The organism is Chromobacterium fluminis, assembly GCF_011602385.1.
Classification (GTDB): Bacteria; Pseudomonadota; Gammaproteobacteria; order Burkholderiales; family Chromobacteriaceae; genus Chromobacterium; species Chromobacterium fluminis.
Genome location: NZ_JAAOMA010000042.1, coordinates 32,627 through 46,420 on the forward strand (window position 1 = coordinate 32,627; position 13,794 = coordinate 46,420).

Consider the following 13,794-nt stretch of genomic DNA (forward strand, 5'->3'; position numbering starts at 1 on the left):
ACCCGCAATCAACTGTTAATATTTAGAATTAGTGTTTAAATTTTTGATACGCAGATGAGGTGTGGCCAACTCTAACTTGAGAGTATTTTGCATGGCCGGCCGCGTTGCAGTCGCCAGGGTCGTGATAGCCGACGGGGCCAGGAAAGCGCAAGCAATGATGCTCAAAACGACCATAAGAAACGTATATCCCCTCCCATGCGATAACTGCCAGATCCCACCAATAACGGCGACCAAGGCTAGCCCAATAGCAAAGTCACTTTGCAGCATACCTTGAAGGTAGGTAACCACCGTTGTCCATACACCTGTAGTGGGTGCCACACCACTATTCATCGCCCCCATGGAGGTAAGTACAACAAGAGGTGCAATGACAGTTGCAGAAAACAAAGAAGATTTCGAAACTTCTTTTTTAAGAGCCATTTCCATGAAATTGATTTCCTTTTTTGGTTGTTGATTATTCAGGTAAAGCACTATCACCATTTACAGAGGGCGATGTCTCTGACTCAGGGGCGCCGTTCACATTTGCTGTTGCTGGCTGACTGAAATTCTGTTGTTGGGTTTGAGTTGGTGGAACCTTAAATTTGGCTCCAGTTTTTTCCACCTCGATAGAAGAGGCATCTTCTTCTCTATGAGGGTAAACGTTTGGGTTTATTCCCCCATCTTGAGACCGATTAACTGCCGTAAATCCGGCCCACTTGTTTCCACGAATCTCACGGTATACCACTGAACCTTCATTTAATGTATCGTTTTCATCCACCCATCTTTTAATCAAGGTTCGCTGAATCACCGGCCCTTCACGAACGGGCAAACCTGCAATAGATGGCGCGGTGATCCGCTGGTGAGGAAGCGCTCCCAAATTTACTTGAGCCGCAATGTTTTTATTCCTGCTTGGCTCTGGTGCGATCTTATTTAAGGCATCAACCTCAGAGAGGTTGAATTCGCGGTCGAATCTGCTGGCGGGAAGAGGGCCGCTTGTGCCAGATTCGACTGCTTTAAATGATCGACAATGAGGGGAGTTTGGATCTTGTTTACGATTGCAATCCCATTTGTCGTCTCCCATTGGTGTAAACATTGATGAGCAGCCAGTCAGAGCCGTCGCAAACAAAATAACGGAGATTGAAATTACTTTGGTCATGCTTTGCGAGCCCCATGTTTAATTTTTAGTTCAACACTCTTCTTTAATATCCACGTGACACGTGTGCCGGCAGTAACTTCAATTACAGGAAATGTTTCAGATGCGTATTGAAGATAAAATCTGGATAGGGCTGCTGTAGCCTGGTTGGCCCCCTGACCTACCGCCGATTGAATCAGCATGTTTGGATTTGGGAGATTGTATTGCTGAGTTCCCCCTGTGGAGTTCGAGTTGTAAGATGGAACTGAGCTAGGGGAGAATGCAGAGCTCAAGCCACTTGCCATGCCAGTCAAAGCAGCTTGCATTAGAATCGATCCCTGCTTGCTGACGACATGTCCTGCAATTCCTTGAGTTCCATCTACATCCAACCCGTAGGCTTGAATCTCACCCTCCCATTCACGGCCATCTGGAGCGATGCAGCTAATGTTCTCTGTAATCACGTTTACTCGTTCTGCACTAAGATTTGCAATTCCATTTCCGCCTACAAAACAATCACCTAAGTGGGCAACCTTGTAGCCATTAGGTAGAATGGCATTTCCTTTTAAGCGGGAAACAAATGGAGTTCCGACGCTAGTGGCTGATTGAACCGATCCAACGGCCCCTCCCGACGAACCGGACGGGCGAGCCATAATGCCTGACAGCATAACGGCTTCAAGTGCGGAGTTCACAGGTATGATCAAAGCTGGTTTTTCGCGCTTTACTGGTGATTTTTCAATTGAACTTTTCGTGGCTTCCCATATTTTCTGTTTCGGAGCCTCCACCGAGCCCCGGCCAGGGGAAGGATTAATAGGTAGATCTGATTTTGGAGCTTCTTTAAGCGGCGTATTAGCGTTATCTGAGGAGTCAAAGCTAACAGGAGGCAGCTTGCTGTTCATATCTATGCCGTTTTGTGTGACACCTGGTTGCTGTAGCGGTGTTGCCGTAAACGTGACTTCAGATGAATTATTAGTAGAATTTGAAGGGGTGGATGTTGCTTGTCCTCCATTTCCTTTCATTCTTTGGATTTCATCTTTTAAAGTTTGAATTTGAACAGTCAAATCCTCTAGGCCTTGATTTCGATTATTGATCGGTAGAACTCGTAAGTGACTTGGATCCGAACCTAGAGAGGGTTCTCCCCCTTCCACTCCTTGGGCTTTTGCTTGTGCAGCTGCGACTTTGGCATCTTCTGCTTGTTTGACATTTGCCACATTGCGCTGATGGTTTATAAACCAAATAGCTATAGCCGCAACAATTAGAACAAGAAAAAGCCCTTTCATTTTCTTGTCTAAGGAATTCCAGTCATCTTTGAATTTTTGAATCATTCCTCGGCATCCTTTCGAGTCATTACAAAGATCTTGGCGCTTTCCCCTGAAGCTAAAACTGGTTTTGGATGAATTGAAATAGCGGCAACTGCGGGGCTATCAAATTCTGACTCCATTAATTTTGCTGGAGCAGCACCTGGGTTTGTCGCTTCATAAACAAAAATGTCATTTGAAAAACCACTTAGCTTTTTCAGAGGAGTGATAACTAGCCCATGCATGGCAACAGGGCCTATGCCTTTATCCCGCGAAAGATCAATAGCGGTAAAGCCTGCAGGTATACCACCTGTTGCAAGGGTTTCCATTATGTCCTGAATATTTGCTACATAACTATCACTCCGCTTGGCCCCTGCTTTGTTTGCAGACTTATCGTGGTCTTCAATCAATATCGTCTGAGCGGGAATATCCTTGGGCACTAGCAACAGAGCAATGACTGTGCGATTTGGCGCTTCAATAAATATTTGCTCAGGATGCTTCTCGTCGGGGTTAAACTTCGGATCAAAAGAAACATATATGTTATTGGACTCTTCACTTTTATCGATAATCAAAGAACTTCGGCCCACAATTTTCGGATTATCGAAGGGTAAAGTTACCAAGTTCGGTGAGCTCTTGCTAAGCCAAACAGTATGTGATGATCCATTAAAAAAAGGTAAAACGCGTGCTCTGGAAAAGTCCAAAGCTCGTGCATTGCTTCCTTTGATCGTCATTACACCGGGAAGCTCCATTTCCGGCGCCGCTGTTTGCCGGATTGCGAGAGACTGCTCAACTCTACGAGTGGGCTTTGAAAAATGTTTTTTTGATTTGCCTTTTGTTTTTTTGTGGGTTACTGGATTATGCCCAGGTGGGGGGGCTTGATTAATTTTGGAAATAGTTGCGGTGTCTGCAGGTGATGTATCAAATTGAGTGCTGTCCTGAGCGTTCGCAGCAGATAGTCCTAGGCAAGCGAAAGCCAACAGTGAATTACGTAAAACAAAATATCGCTTCATTTTTTTATCCCCTCTTGCCATTTTGAATCATGCGCCCGCTCACCAGGGTAAGAGATGACATCGTCCACCCAAAGACGGTAATTCTCCATCCTGACCTTATATTCGAACACATACATTTGAACGGTATCCTTCGCCGCATTCACTGTGTGAACTTCGCCAATCACAAAGTGTTTATCGATCTTAGGGTCATAGTCATACTGGCGCAAAACAAAATAATAGCTACCCAGCTCACGTTGACTTGTAAGCCGGTGAGCTTTTGCATCCATTTCTTTAGAAATTTTTGTGTAAACGGCCGGAGCTAAATAACTTTGAACAAATGACTTTTGATATTCTACGTTGGAAGGGTTTATTTGAACTAGGTTTGAGGTTACTGCGCTCAAAATAGCCCTTTGGGATCCTTTGTCCATTGAGCTTTTTTCAATTGTTGCTTGATTTGGCATCCCCGGTGTCTCTTGAATTATAATTGCGCTTTGGCTTGCAATGATAAATGCAAGAATGACAATTGTTGTAATTGTACCAACTAAAGAATACGTCAGCAGAGAGTTTCTATTCCGAAGTTCTGCCAACGACTGGGTTCTAGTATCAAGATTCATTTTTTTTGCCTTTAATTATCTTGTCTACAATCATTTTTGCTGATTCAGGATTAATTGGTTTATTGTCACCGATGAAAACCTTACTTTGTTTGTTTAATGCATCGGAGTATCCAAACCACCCTTTTGCGAATAACCAACTTCTGAAAAATCCTGGCAGTTGTGCTTTTTTCCAGGAGAGCCAAGATTTATTGATAATATAGCTTGCGATAGGTATCCCTAAATAGAATTCAGGACCAAATTTAATTCCTGAAAACAAGCCGGCGATTCCTCCGAATATTAAAAGATATGCCTCTTTCAACTCTACTCCGGCAAAGGCTACACCTGCCTTACCATTTTCTGGAATGTACTTAGGATCATTTGCCATCTGATTTGACCTCGAGTTCATTGCTCCAACAAGTAAGGTGATCTTTCCAATTTTTATGTTCTGAGAAAGCTAATTCCGGTACGCAAATTTCGTTTTCACGAATGACAACTTTTGGCCAAGCAAGATTTAAGAAAAACGATCGTCTATGAAGCCTGTTACTTGAGCGAAATTGTTTTTCCCATTGCGAAAGCTTTCTTTCACGCAAAGACTCCAAGGCAAACTGTTCTTGTGGCGAGAAGAAGACGAACTCTGTTCTTTCCCGTTCTTGCATCAGGATCGGGTTAATCGCTGGGCGATTGTCATTTGGAGTGTCTTGATAGATGTACTGTCCGCCAGCTTTCGGTTCTAGGTTTACCCAACCGGCGGACTCAGAGGAGGAGGGAATGAAGTTGGCTTGCTCAGCGGCGGTGCTACCGGCCCCCAAGCAAAAAGTGATGAGGAGGGCAACGCAGGAAGTTTTCATGATGTAACAAGCCCATTTTTCTTTCTGAAAATTGAAATATCAGTATGGGCATATTAAACCACGATTGCACTTTTAAGGTCAATTATTAATGAAAGCTTTGGTGTAAATCTGCTTGGCGCGGGCTCTCATTTCAGCTTGGGTTGATTGTTGGGCTATGCGTTTTAATGCGTCAGCTAGAGCAATGTCTCCACTAATTTTCACAAAATCCGCAGGAGACTCGCTGTCTCCTTTCGCAAGTACAAAAGTGGGTACCTCATGGATCTTGTAACGCTCGAAGAGCTGAGGATAAATTTGCCACTTTGTTCCTCCTCGTTTTCCGCAACACGCAGAATTGATACTTTGAATTCTGTCTCGAGTTGTTCCAATCGAGGTCTGATTCCCTTCAAAGCCAGCTAGTATCATTGGAATTCCTGCCTGTTGTGACTCTTTGGCTAAAGCGATAAGTGTCGATGAAGGCATCTTGAGCGATACGAAAATGTAACTGTTCCACTTTGGAGGTCGCATGGACTCGTATAAGCTTTGTGCTTGCAGTTCCCCGCACAGAAGTAGGAGCGATAGCAATGCAAATTTAATTTTTGGTAGTCTTGTCATGTAAGCTCTTTATTTAAGTGGCGCACAACAATCTTTGCGGCTGAATACGAAATATCCATACTCCTTGTCCTGTGGCCTAGCAGCTCCTGCTTCCTGCAAGGGAAGAGGGCGTCCAATTGGTGTGCACATGTTGTCAGGGAATGGAAATGTGCGATTTGTTTTATATTGTCTCTTGTCCATGATGAGCTGAGGAACTCCCATAGCTCCGCAAGATTGTAAGGCATCATTTCCGGCAGTTGATTGCATTGCTCCAGCCGCATGAAGTTTTGCCAAAAGGCGAGTGATCATTAGATGAGATACCTGCTCAGGTGTGGTCATGCTTGAAACATTGCCTGTGAGTGGGTACATCGGTCCCCAGGCTCCAGCAACCCAAAACAATGTAGCACTCGGAAAATTCATAGATGCCATGATGGCATCTGGCATTTCTGCAGCTATCGATGGCACGCCAGCAAATGGATATGCGTAAGGGGTTAGAATTAACGACAGACTATCGTCATTCCACGTAGGATCTGCCCAACTGATGAATGGAACATCAAATGAGCGATTATCAAGACAGGGTGATTGAGTAATGACCCCAAGCGCTGTCATAACGGGGTTTACATACTCATTGGCATGCATAAATGCTCCTTTATTTTTTCCTCCTAAATGAGCATTTGTGTTTTTAATTCCACCATATTCGTCAGCATTATATGGAGGACTTATATTAACCCCTCCAAGTAAAGGCATACATCCAGGTGTATTAGTTACATCAACCATATAGCGTGGCTCCCAAAATCCAATAGGTGTTCCAGCGCTTAGATTGTTGATGCATAGACATATTGGTACTTTACTCGCTCCGGTATCATAATCATCTGCCGTGACACCGAAATTTACGGAGAGTCCTCCAATTGTCATTGGGAACATGCAGTCATAGCATATGTCCGAAATCAAATTTGGGAAACTACCATTGCACGTACCTGGAGGACCTGCCGTGCTGTCTAGGCCCATGCAGGTAAGAATTATAAATATAAATCTTTGAATTTTAGATGTCATACTTACATGCCATACTCTAAAAGAAGTTTGTCACCCTTCTGACTAAGAATCACGGGGACGCTGTTTAGATTAATGCCATACAGCATTTTAAATGAATTTATTATGGCCTTACGTTGATCAAAATAAAATGGAATATTTTGTCCCGTCGGCCACGAATAGCCTTGGTATTTGACCCTCAAGTCAAAGGGTGATCCCGCAGTGAGAACTATTTTGAGAGGCTGTGATCTACCTTTGTTGATTGCGTAATTGACTTGTTTCTGATCTCTGCCATCTATAAATATCAAACCTGTTTTTAGTGGTGTGATCTTAAGCGGCTCAATTACAGCTCCCTTCCTGACAATTACCTTTCCTTTTATGTCTCGATAGTCACTAGGGACAGTAAAACGTAACTCTCTAAGTTCCTGACGTTTCCCATATGATGTTTTTATTCCTAGTGGTGCAGGGTGTTTAATTGAATCAATTGTTTTTGCACGATAGTCTTGCCAAAATTTAGCCAGTTGCCCGGATTTTTCTTTTTTTCTTATTTCCTCTTTTATTTGTTCTCTAGCATCCTTTTCCGGAGCAAATGTTGGAGCTTGTTTCCCGAGGTCTTCCGCTGCGGAGAGTACAGTATTGAAAATTAATAAAACAAATAGTTTTGTTCTCATTTCAATACACCTTCATCTTTGGGGTGTGGCTTGTTTCAGGGGAGGAAATTTCTTCCTCTTTTGATTTGTTAAGTGGGTTATCAAACCCCGTCAATTTTTGGCTGTTTTTAGATACGATTTGTTTTTTTGAATAGTATCGCAACGCGACACGATTTGCGTACACCCCTCTTGCGCGTTCTCTTTTTTTTCCCCAACCAGCACCATAAGCACCAACGGCTCGCCATGTGTACCCGTACTTACGAATAGCTTCATGAAGTACCCAGGCTCCGAGATGAATATTAAGGCAAACATTATTTATCACATCATCTCGGCTGATTCCATATCGAGCTAAGGCGGGGAATAAACTTGAGTTAATTTGAGCCATTCCATAGTCCGTTGATCCATCTTTATTATGATGGATTGCTCCTGGCTGGAAGCTGGACTCGCCTTCTACGATTGTCATGTATAGGCCGACATCTACATGGTAATGCCTAGCAGCTTGTTCAAAGCATTCCGCATATATGCCGGGCCCTTTTTTGGATGTGGCGCCTACTATCGGAGAGGAAACTGCAAGAGCTATGGCAAGAAGGGTGTGTAGGCGCATTTGGCTATCTTCCTTTGATACGTAGGTGACTCATAACCAACCATCTTATAGCCACTTTTGTTGCTATCAGTGTTTCTATAATCAGTCCGAATATTGAAAAATATGCACCTACGGCAATTACAAAAGATGCAATAGGACCAAATGCTGATGCTGTGTATACGACAAATACACCTGTCAGGATTGTTGAAACAGCTAAGATATGTAAGCTGGAGTATTCTCCAGTTCCAGATAGCCATTTTTGAATTTTATTCATTTGTTTCTTTCTTTGCAGCAGAAACTTTTAACTGCCCCTCTATCCTGTCTGCATCTATGGCGCCAGGTATGATAGTTCCATCTTCAAATATTATCGAAGGTGTACCATTAATGCCAAACTTTACACCTAGGTCGATATTTCTTTGAATTGGGTTTTCACAGTTTCGGTTCTTGGGGATGGTTCTGTTAAGCAAGTAAGCCCTCCATGCGGATGCTTTGTCTTTGGAGCACCAAATTGACTCAGATATTTTGGCCGCATTTGGATGTAGCTGAGTAAGAGGGAAAGGAAAAAGAAATATTGAAACATTTTTTAGTTTTGTAAGTTCGGCCTCCAAACTTTGGCAATAAGGGCAATCTGGATCAGAGAATATATAAAGCTTGCGTTCTCCGGTGCCAATTTGTATCGCATCTTCAGTTTTTAATAACGCTATGTTTACTGATGGCTTGTTTAATTCTCTAAGACTATTGGTGAGGGATGTATTTGTTTTTAGGTCAATGACCTCACCATTAATCATTATAGAAAGATCTTCTGCGACAAATATAATGTCGCTATTTTTTACAACTGACCAATACCCTGGGAATGCAGGTGCAATTTTTGCATCTCGCGCAAAGGGGTATCGCTTAATGAATTCACTACGAAAATCCCCAGCATGGCAAGTTGCAGTTAAAAGAAGCAGAGAAAGTATTTTGCTTTTGAAGTCTATCAAGGCTGGCCCTTTATGTTTGAGATATAATCACTGTGACACTCGATATATTGACGCAGTGAGTTTTAATGAAATCAGTAAGCGAATTTAAACTGGCCCATACGCGGGTCGTCTTTCTTCTTGTAGAAAGAACATGCGGAGCAGTATTATTTTTAATAACTACTAGAAGAATGTAGCCATAATCCTCTTTTTTCACTTGCACTGATGAAATATCGCCTGGGACTTTAGCTAGTAGCTTAAACTCATTCTCTGTGAGCGAACCTACTATTTCAGTGCTTGGATTCAATTTGAATTCCTTATTCAAGGATTCAGTTAACCTTTTCTAATAGTTAACGTCACTGTAGGTAATCTCAAACCCTGTCGTTTCAAAAAATCAACCAGTGTATTGAGGCTGGACCACGATCTTGGTCTATTCCTTTGCGTATATAGTGTAAAAACTCCCTCTTTCCACTTAATGTGCATTGTAATAATGTGACCACTTTCGACTTCTTCGATGACTACCGATTCAACTAGTCCATTGACGCAAGACATGTTGAAATCTTGTTCGTTGATTGGATTCATGCAAGTCCAGCTCCAGTTGTTGCAGAGCCGAAATCGTACCATGCACATACCTGCATTCTACGCAATACTAACATGACTTACAATCAAAACAACAAAATTGATAATTTGATTTTGACAAGGATTTGCTATCCCAAATAGTTGTTCACTACGACCAGGGAACTTGCCAGGGAAATACATAGAAGCCCAGTGAAGAACAACATGTTGTGAGTGCCGCAGGTCGTTCTCCAGACTCTGTAAGAGAGGTACAGCATACCTAAGCACAAAGCCTTGAAGATCATGATTGTCGGTGCAAATCCGATGTGGTTAGCTATTGAAATCAGAATTTCATTGACTTCAGTGCGCGTAGCTGCAGCTTGCAGAGTGCTATGCAGATCGAGTACTTGAAGGAGGGCCGATGCGGCGTAGAGGAAGGGAATCCATTTGGCTGAAAAGTGTGTGGTTTGTGCTGTTCGATTGCTCAGAGATGGCATGGAGTGGTCTTGCGTCTAGTAGAAATGGCTGTGATAATCGTACTAGATTTGCAGTTTTGCAAGCCAATTTTACAGTGTGTAGCTACCTACATATGTGGATTTTGATGGTCTTGTAAGTCATGAAGACCGCCATGAAAGCCCCTTGTGGCATAGGCTGTAGCTCGATATGAGAGATAACAATGCGAAAGTACAGGTTCGGCTCTAGAGAGATCCAAAGCGACGATCCCTCATTCCCCGCTGCAGTTGAGGCGGCATACAAAAACAAGAACTCCGTGCGAGCAGAGTGTCTCTGTAACCCTCCTGCGTGCTTGCCAATGTATGTCACTAAGCAGAATGACCGATATATCCTCAAGCGGATGCCTAACACAGGGGAGGGCCATGCATCGGGTTGCGACAGCTATGAGTCTCCAGCGACTCTATCTGGACTTGGCCAGGTTCTTGGCTCAGCGATCAAGGAAGATCCCGACAGTGGATTGGTGACGCTTAAGTTTGATTTCTCTCTTAGCAAGGCCGCGGGACGAGCTCCACCAGCCCCGTCAGATAAGCAAGGTGACACAGTAAAAACTGATGGAACTCGATTGACTTTGAGAGGGACACTACACTACCTGTGGGACCAGGCTGGTCTTACTCGTTGGATGCCTGGTATGGTGGGAAAGCGTAGCTGGTCATTGGTTCGGCACTACCTTCTTGAGGCTGCTCGCGACAAGACAGGTAAAGGCTTTGACTCCTTCGAGCGCCTTCTCTATATCCCTGAGCCCTTCCAAGCCGAGAAGAAGAGTGAAATAGCTCAACGCAGAATTACTCGCCTACTCCCTGCTGTTGCACAATCAAAGGGACCCCGTAAGTTGATGATAGCAATTGGGGAGATAAAGGCTCTTGAACCGAGTAGATATGGATATAAAATCATTTTCAAGCACTTGCCTGATTATCCCTTTATGCTCAACGAAGATATTTATAACCGGCTAAAAAAACGTTTTTCATCTGAGTTAGAGGTTTGGCAAGGTCTTCAACAGTCGCATCTTATCTCTATTTCTACTTTTAGTTTAGGCACGACGCATGTTGCTTCTATTGAAGAAATAGCATTAATGAATGTTACTGAAAATTGGATTCCATTTGAAGGTATGCTTGACAAGGTATTAATTGATGCAATGACAGAAGATCATCAACGTTTCACGAAGGGTCTTCGGTATAATATGCCTGCGTCTAAGCCTTTGGCTTGCTTGTCCGCTCTTGATACTACCCCTCCTACTGCTATGTATATTGTACAGCCCGGCAGTGGTGAGGAGCATGAGGCAGAACTTAATGAGTTGATTGACAGTAGCACACAATCGAGTTGGCTTTGGGTAGTAGAAAACGGGGAAATGCCATTACTCCCTCGCGCTCATTAATTTTCGCTCGTAGGCTCTAGGTATTTATAGAAAGAAGCATTCCAATGGTGAACCAAGCTTTTGTAAATGAAGGCGAGATAATGGATCCAATGCAGGGTGACCTTTTTATTTGTGATGTTGCAAATTGGACAGTAAAAGACGACCTTGTCTCAATGGATGTGCCAATATTTTCCTTATCAAAAGGAAAAGATTCTGATATCAGGCAATACAAGAGGGGGGATAGAGTTTTAAGGGTGATCCCTTCTGGCGTAGGTGCTGCAACTGTTTTTGATAAGGATTTATTGATTTATGCCATGTCTCAAGTGATTGCTGCAAGAAATCAAGGGAGACCTGTTACAAAAGAAGTAGAAATTAATAGTTATGATTTTTTAATTGGGACTGACAGAGGCGATGGTAGAAATTCCTTCGAGTCCATCGTTGGGATGTTACGCCGTTTAAAAGGTACAACTATTGAAACAAATGTACCAACAGGCAATGTTATTCAAACAACTGGCTTCTCGATGATTGAAAAATACACCATTTTGTCCGAAAAGAAACGAGTAGGAAAAAATGGAGAGGAAGTGTCAAGAATATTAAGCTTCACAATGACATTCTCTGATTGGGCTTGGAATGGCATGATGGATTATGAGATACTCACTCTTCATCGTGGTTATTTCAAGCTTGCAAAACCAATAGAGCGTAGGCTATATGAGATTGCTAGGAAATTCTGCAGCGATAAAGCTTATTGGAAAATAAATATCGATCTTTTGGCCGAAAAGGTTGGAACCTCACGGCAACGATTTAAATTCAGAGATGATCTTCGTGATGTTATTCGTAATGATTGTCTCCCCGATTATCGCATTGCTCTTGATGTAAATAAATCGCCTGATGATGTGGTCTTCTATACGAAAGACTCTGCAAAACTTGCAAAGGCTTTATTGGGCTCAAATTCTGATGCCTTGATTTGGTTTGAATCGTTGCTAAAAAAAGGAAATGTTTGACTATTAGATTTTATATAAAGCTCTATTCGGTTAAATTTAGAGCGCTTCCACTATGTGGGAGCGCTCTTTTTTACGCCGCGGAAAAGATACTGCTCATAGGCCTGCTTGCAATGCTAGTTGCTTCTGGCTAAGCACAGGCCCGGGCGCCGGCGATGCCCTCGGATTCAGGTGGCCACCACCTCGCGCGCTGGCCAGCCAGCAACGCCGGCGGCCGCCGGCGCCGGTGCGGATCCCGTGTGTGAAGCACTTGGCCGCCCACAGCTGGTTTGCGGCACCGGCGGCGCGCAGGAGGCACCAGGTGGGCCTCGCACAGGCCTGGGCGCCGGCGATGCCCTCGAGCTCCAGGTCGCCACCACCGCGCGCTGGCCAGGCAGCAACGCCGGCGGCCGCCGGCGCCGGTGCGGATCCCGTGTGTGAAGCACTTGGCCGCCCACAGCTGGTTTGCGGTGCCGGCGGCGCGCAGGAGGCACCAGGTGGGCCTCGTACAGGCCTGGGCGCCGTCGATGCCCTCGAGCTCCAGGTGGCCACCACCTCGCGCGCTGGCCAGCCAGCAATGCCGGCGGCCGCCGGCGACGGTGCGGATCCCGTGTGTGAAGCACTTGGCCGCCCACAGCTGGTTTGCGGCGCCGGCGGCGCGCAGGAGGCACCAGGTGGGCCTCGCACAGGCCCGGGCGCCGGCGATGCCCTCGAGCTCCAGGTGGCCACCACCGCGCGCTGGCCAGCCAGCAATGCCGGCGGCCGCCGGCGACGGTACGGATCTCGTGTGTGCAGCACCTGGCCGGCGTCTTCAGGCGTTCACCAACTGCAAGAAGATATCTTTTGGTTGTGGCACTTTTGCACCCTGGTTGGCCCTCTTCTCTAGGCCCTCAAATTCGAATTACTGGCCTTCCATGACCGGAGATCGTGGATGCGCTAAACCGGACAACGCGGATGAAAAAACCGGATATCGTGGATGTCGCTCTCAAACAAAAACACTCTATAAGCCAATCTCCTAGGGCGTCATGAGGACAATTCCATATTTTCGAGTCAGAACTCCACTAATTGCATTCGTTATGCCCCACCGGATATCAGGGATGCGTTGCACCGGAGATCGTGGATGGTTTCTGTAGTTATCCACAAAAAGTAAGGGGCAGCCGGACAACGCGGATGAAAATACCGGACAACGCGGATGATTTTGACCGGACAACACGGATGCCACCTACCGGACAACGCGGATGCCTATTCCCCCTGCAAGCCAGTAACCAAGGGGGTTTGCGGAAGTTTTACTACGCGCGCGCGGTTTTTTACAAGTCTATTACTCTTTTACGAAATCAGCGGGCGCAAACGCCCGCGCCGCCTCATGACTCGCGGCAAAGCCGCTCGGGCCGGCTCAAACCCGGCCGCTAAAGCGGCCGCCACCCGGCCAAGAATGTGCGCCTACGGCGCAACCACCCGCCACCGGTGTGGCCGTACCGGCCACGGCGGGTAAGCTACTCCCCACTACCAACTTAAAATGAGAATAAGAATTAAAGGAGCGTCGTCAACGACGCAACCGCCCGCGTAGATGTGGCCTACGGCCACGCGGGCCTACATAATTACAATCCATAAGCAGATCTAAGGTTCTGGCCTAAAAGGCCAGAACCTTGACCCGGACAAAGGCACGGGCAGACCGACTCTTCGAGCCAGCCTGCCCGGCCAGCCGGGCGCCTGTGGGCGTCTGCAAAATATACCTAGATTGACTTACGTAAATGTCTACAGGAAGGGAGGGGAGGGG

At 45.3% G+C, this 13,794-nt stretch carries 16 protein-coding genes; 2 read left to right on the top strand and 14 right to left on the bottom strand.

Annotated features, from left to right (window positions below):
- Positions 1 to 15: 15 nt before the first annotated feature.
- From HA052_RS21650 to HA052_RS21715, 14 genes are all read right to left on the bottom strand, one after another.
- Complete coding sequence (locus HA052_RS21650) at positions 16 to 423, bottom strand: hypothetical protein (RefSeq protein WP_166453549.1); 408 nt, start codon at positions 421 to 423, stop codon at positions 16 to 18.
- 28 nt (positions 424 to 451) lie between these two features.
- Entirely contained in the window at positions 452 to 1,132 is a 681-nt protein-coding gene (locus HA052_RS21655; RefSeq protein ID WP_166453550.1) for a TraV family lipoprotein, read from the bottom strand.
- A complete protein-coding gene (locus tag HA052_RS21660) occupies positions 1,129 to 2,430 on the bottom strand; it encodes a TraB/VirB10 family protein (protein WP_166453551.1) in 1,302 nt (433 codons plus the stop codon). Before HA052_RS21660 ends, HA052_RS21655 begins: the two co-directional genes overlap by 4 nt.
- Complete coding sequence (locus HA052_RS21665) at positions 2,427 to 3,413, bottom strand: TraK domain-containing protein (RefSeq protein WP_166453552.1); 987 nt, start codon at positions 3,411 to 3,413, stop codon at positions 2,427 to 2,429. Before HA052_RS21665 ends, HA052_RS21660 begins: the two co-directional genes overlap by 4 nt.
- Positions 3,410 to 4,006 carry a TraE/TraK family type IV conjugative transfer system protein gene (locus HA052_RS21670; protein ID WP_166453553.1) on the bottom strand — a complete coding sequence of 199 codons (597 nt, stop codon included), beginning with the start codon at positions 4,004 to 4,006 and terminating at the stop codon, positions 3,410 to 3,412. Before HA052_RS21670 ends, HA052_RS21665 begins: the two co-directional genes overlap by 4 nt.
- The gene (locus tag HA052_RS21675) at positions 3,996 to 4,370 is read right to left on the bottom strand and encodes a hypothetical protein (RefSeq protein ID WP_166453554.1); all 375 of its coding nucleotides are present in this window, start codon (positions 4,368 to 4,370) and stop codon (positions 3,996 to 3,998) included. Before HA052_RS21675 ends, HA052_RS21670 begins: the two co-directional genes overlap by 11 nt.
- A complete protein-coding gene (locus tag HA052_RS21680) occupies positions 4,360 to 4,833 on the bottom strand; it encodes a hypothetical protein (RefSeq protein ID WP_166453555.1) in 474 nt (157 codons plus the stop codon). The genes HA052_RS21675 and HA052_RS21680 overlap by 11 nt, the downstream gene beginning before the upstream one ends.
- Before the next feature lie 78 nt (positions 4,834 to 4,911).
- On the bottom strand, positions 4,912 to 5,424 hold the full coding sequence (gene trbC / locus HA052_RS21685) for a type-F conjugative transfer system pilin assembly protein TrbC (protein ID WP_166453556.1): 513 nt from the start codon (positions 5,422 to 5,424) through the stop codon (positions 4,912 to 4,914).
- 9 nt (positions 5,425 to 5,433) lie between these two features.
- Positions 5,434 to 6,456, bottom strand: coding sequence for a TraU family protein (locus tag HA052_RS21690; RefSeq protein ID WP_206118997.1), 1,023 nt, complete (start codon positions 6,454 to 6,456; stop codon positions 5,434 to 5,436).
- 2 nt (positions 6,457 to 6,458) lie between these two features.
- Positions 6,459 to 7,103 (bottom strand): conjugal transfer protein, encoded by a 645-nt coding sequence (locus HA052_RS21695; protein ID WP_166453557.1) that lies wholly within the window; start codon positions 7,101 to 7,103, stop codon positions 6,459 to 6,461.
- Position 7,104: 1 nt separating this feature from the next.
- Positions 7,105 to 7,686 carry a lytic transglycosylase domain-containing protein gene (locus tag HA052_RS21700; RefSeq protein ID WP_166453558.1) on the bottom strand — a complete coding sequence of 194 codons (582 nt, stop codon included), beginning with the start codon at positions 7,684 to 7,686 and terminating at the stop codon, positions 7,105 to 7,107.
- Between the two features lie 4 nt (positions 7,687 to 7,690).
- The gene (locus tag HA052_RS21705) at positions 7,691 to 7,939 is read right to left on the bottom strand and encodes a hypothetical protein (RefSeq protein WP_166453559.1); all 249 of its coding nucleotides are present in this window, start codon (positions 7,937 to 7,939) and stop codon (positions 7,691 to 7,693) included.
- A complete protein-coding gene (locus tag HA052_RS21710) occupies positions 7,932 to 8,645 on the bottom strand; it encodes a DsbC family protein (RefSeq protein ID WP_166453560.1) in 714 nt (237 codons plus the stop codon). Before HA052_RS21710 ends, HA052_RS21705 begins: the two co-directional genes overlap by 8 nt.
- A gap of 10 nt (positions 8,646 to 8,655) precedes the next feature.
- On the bottom strand, positions 8,656 to 8,928 hold the full coding sequence (locus HA052_RS21715; protein ID WP_166453561.1) for a hypothetical protein: 273 nt from the start codon (positions 8,926 to 8,928) through the stop codon (positions 8,656 to 8,658).
- 924 nt (positions 8,929 to 9,852) lie between these two features.
- Between HA052_RS21715 and HA052_RS21720 the strand changes: the two genes are divergently transcribed.
- Both HA052_RS21720 and HA052_RS21725 read left to right on the top strand, forming a co-directional pair.
- Positions 9,853 to 11,061: a DUF1173 domain-containing protein gene (locus HA052_RS21720; RefSeq protein ID WP_166453562.1), complete on the top strand. Its 1,209-nt coding sequence runs from the start codon at positions 9,853 to 9,855 to the stop codon at positions 11,059 to 11,061.
- Between the two features lie 44 nt (positions 11,062 to 11,105).
- A complete protein-coding gene (locus HA052_RS21725) occupies positions 11,106 to 12,041 on the top strand; it encodes a replication initiator protein A (RefSeq protein WP_206118998.1) in 936 nt (311 codons plus the stop codon).
- Positions 12,042 to 13,794: the final 1,753 nt, after the last annotated feature.

Excerpts from the sequence above, each read along its gene's own strand:
- HA052_RS21650 (WP_166453549.1), bottom strand. The coding sequence starts at position 423 with ATGGAAATGGCTCTTAAAAAAGAAGTTTCGAAATCTTCTTTGTTTTCT.
- HA052_RS21655 (WP_166453550.1), bottom strand. The coding sequence starts at position 1,132 with ATGACCAAAGTAATTTCAATCTCCGTTATTTTGTTTGCGACGGCTCTG.
- HA052_RS21660 (WP_166453551.1), bottom strand. The coding sequence starts at position 2,430 with ATGATTCAAAAATTCAAAGATGACTGGAATTCCTTAGACAAGAAAATG.
- HA052_RS21665 (WP_166453552.1), bottom strand. The coding sequence starts at position 3,413 with ATGAAGCGATATTTTGTTTTACGTAATTCACTGTTGGCTTTCGCTTGC.
- HA052_RS21670 (WP_166453553.1), bottom strand. The coding sequence starts at position 4,006 with ATGAATCTTGATACTAGAACCCAGTCGTTGGCAGAACTTCGGAATAGA.
- HA052_RS21675 (WP_166453554.1), bottom strand. The coding sequence starts at position 4,370 with ATGGCAAATGATCCTAAGTACATTCCAGAAAATGGTAAGGCAGGTGTA.
- HA052_RS21680 (WP_166453555.1), bottom strand. The coding sequence starts at position 4,833 with ATGAAAACTTCCTGCGTTGCCCTCCTCATCACTTTTTGCTTGGGGGCC.
- trbC (WP_166453556.1), bottom strand. The coding sequence starts at position 5,424 with ATGACAAGACTACCAAAAATTAAATTTGCATTGCTATCGCTCCTACTT.
- HA052_RS21690 (WP_206118997.1), bottom strand. The coding sequence starts at position 6,456 with ATGACATCTAAAATTCAAAGATTTATATTTATAATTCTTACCTGCATG.
- HA052_RS21695 (WP_166453557.1), bottom strand. The coding sequence starts at position 7,103 with ATGAGAACAAAACTATTTGTTTTATTAATTTTCAATACTGTACTCTCC.
- HA052_RS21700 (WP_166453558.1), bottom strand. The coding sequence starts at position 7,686 with ATGCGCCTACACACCCTTCTTGCCATAGCTCTTGCAGTTTCCTCTCCG.
- HA052_RS21705 (WP_166453559.1), bottom strand. The coding sequence starts at position 7,939 with ATGAATAAAATTCAAAAATGGCTATCTGGAACTGGAGAATACTCCAGC.
- HA052_RS21720 (WP_166453562.1), top strand. The coding sequence starts at position 9,853 with ATGCGAAAGTACAGGTTCGGCTCTAGAGAGATCCAAAGCGACGATCCC.
- HA052_RS21725 (WP_206118998.1), top strand. The coding sequence starts at position 11,106 with ATGGTGAACCAAGCTTTTGTAAATGAAGGCGAGATAATGGATCCAATG.